The following is a 296-nucleotide window of genomic DNA, read 5'->3' on the forward strand; positions in this document are numbered from 1 at the left end:
TTACGATCGCGCGGAGTCGCCAGTTCGAAGCTGCCGGTCGGGGTTTTAATGGTCTTTTTGCTGTAGCCGTTTTTGCGGTTGGCTTCAATGTCCTGAGCCAGATGTGAGTCAAGTTCAGCAGCCAGAGCGGCCTCAGTTAACTGTTTGATTAATGGGGTCAAAATACCATCTTTGCCCGTTAATGCCTGACCGGACTGGAGTGCTTTAAGCGCTTTATCGAAATCGAAGGGTTGGGACATGTGTCATTCCTTTTTGATTGTATATTACTGGAATGACACAGAATTTCTAACACTCCC

1 protein-coding gene is annotated in these 296 nt (G+C 47.3%); it reads right to left on the minus strand.

Annotation, left to right across the window (positions count from 1 at the left end; genetic code table 11):
- A partial coding sequence (locus tag A7090_RS25320; RefSeq protein WP_198599620.1) for a transposase occupies positions 1 to 239 on the minus strand: 239 nt, incomplete at its 3' end.
- Positions 240 to 296: the final 57 nt, after the last annotated feature.

Source organism: Escherichia sp. MOD1-EC7003, assembly GCF_002965065.1.
GTDB lineage: Bacteria > Pseudomonadota > Gammaproteobacteria > Enterobacterales > Enterobacteriaceae > Escherichia.